Source organism: Prevotella sp. AM42-24 (assembly GCF_003461825.1).
Lineage (GTDB): Bacteria > Bacteroidota > Bacteroidia > Bacteroidales > Bacteroidaceae > Prevotella > Prevotella hominis.
In genome coordinates, this window is sequence record NZ_QTXV01000156.1 from 1 (window position 1) to 1526 (window position 1526).

Annotated in this window: 2 protein-coding genes; both read right to left on the reverse strand. The window is 40.9% G+C overall.

Annotation, left to right across the window (positions count from 1 at the left end; genetic code table 11):
• Positions 1-233: 233 nt before the first annotated feature.
• Positions 234-1076, reverse strand: coding sequence for an IS3 family transposase (locus DW917_RS16820; protein WP_370453550.1), 843 nt, complete (start codon positions 1074-1076; stop codon positions 234-236).
• Positions 1077-1108: 32 nt separating this feature from the next.
• Positions 1109-1526, reverse strand: a 418-nt coding sequence (locus tag DW917_RS16825; RefSeq protein ID WP_370453549.1) for a hypothetical protein, incomplete at its 5' end; no start/stop codon positions are given.

Here is a 1526-nt window from a genome sequence, read left to right on the forward strand (position 1 = left end):
TTGTCTTTAACTGAAAGTAGTATACACCTTTCTTGTTATACTTACTGATTTACTATACACATAATTTACTTTCTTACTAAAATACTATACACAATCAGAAAAGCCTTACTGAAATGGTTTACACATCAATAATCTTTACATATGTGCTTTGACAACACCTCCTCTGATGCAAAGTTAATATTTTTTATTGATTCTACCAAATAAAACCATGAAAAACACCACGGTGGTTTGCTTCACGGCTGGAGGCGTGAAGCCTCCAAAGAGTGCTTCTCTCTCATGACTTTTGGTGTGAGCATCCCATTGCTATAGTGTAGTCTCTCTTCATTATAGAACTTAACGATTCCCTTCATGATATTTTTTAGAGCTGCCAAGTTCTTGGGTCTCTTCATTCGATAGAGCCATTCTTGCTTGACAATACCATTCACTCGTTCCGCAATGGCGTTGTCAGTAGGCTTGTAATCCTCTGTCATGCTTATGCGAGCACCTATTTCCTTCAGGCGATTCACATATGCGTTGCAGCAGTATTGAGATCCCCTGTCGGAGTGATGAATTAGATGAAGCAGGCTCTCTGTGTCAGCTTGACATATGGCCTGTTCTAAGGCTTCTTGCGTGTTGATGGCAAGTAAAGTGTCGGAAACAACCCAGCCAATAATCTCATGCGTGAAAGCATCTGTTATCAGATGAAGGTAGCAAACACCCTCATCTGTGTCCACATAAGTAATGTCTGCAACCCAAAGTTGGTTGGGTGCAGTAGGAACAAACTCTTTGACCAAGTTCTTGTATTTACGATAGTTATGGTTCGAATTTGTCGTGTGTCGGCGGCGCATCGGTGGAAGCATAAGTTGATGCGTTCGCATCAACTTATAGAACTTGTCACGACCTACCATCTTATCTGCAAACGTGCTCTTTAGCATCAGAAACAACTTGTAGGCACCTGTGCCAGGAGCTTGTTCACGAATCTCTTTTATTACAGCCACCATCGTGGTCTCTTGTATGTCACGTTCCTGTCTCTTCTGCTTGCTAACAGAGTAATAACCTCCTCGTGTCTTGCCAAACAGCCCACTCAGAAAACCCAGAGATTGTTCTGGGTGTCTGAGTTGGAGGTTGTCTACTGCTTGGTGCCAGCTTTTTTTAGCAAGTCGATGCCATACTCTTCCTTACCAATCTTCAGAAGCTCTTGAAGGGCCTCATTACGAAGCTCTGAATACTGTAGAGCTTTGCGGAGATTGTTCACTTCCTCTTGCAGCTTCTCCTCAGGAGTCTTTGCCTGTGCTGCCTGTCTTAATTCATGTTTCTTACGCATATCCATTACCTTTTGCATTGTTTCCTGCGACAAAGATAATGATTTTTCGGATAAAATATATGTTTTTTCCCAATAATCTACAGAATAATGATTTTTGATGCCAAACTTCTTTGCGGCACCAAATATTGACAAACCATTCTCATACATGTCAGCCAAGACTTTTAGTTTAAAGTCTAAACTGTAATTTGCACGTTCTTTCTTTTTACTTTCCATTTTACTTTTT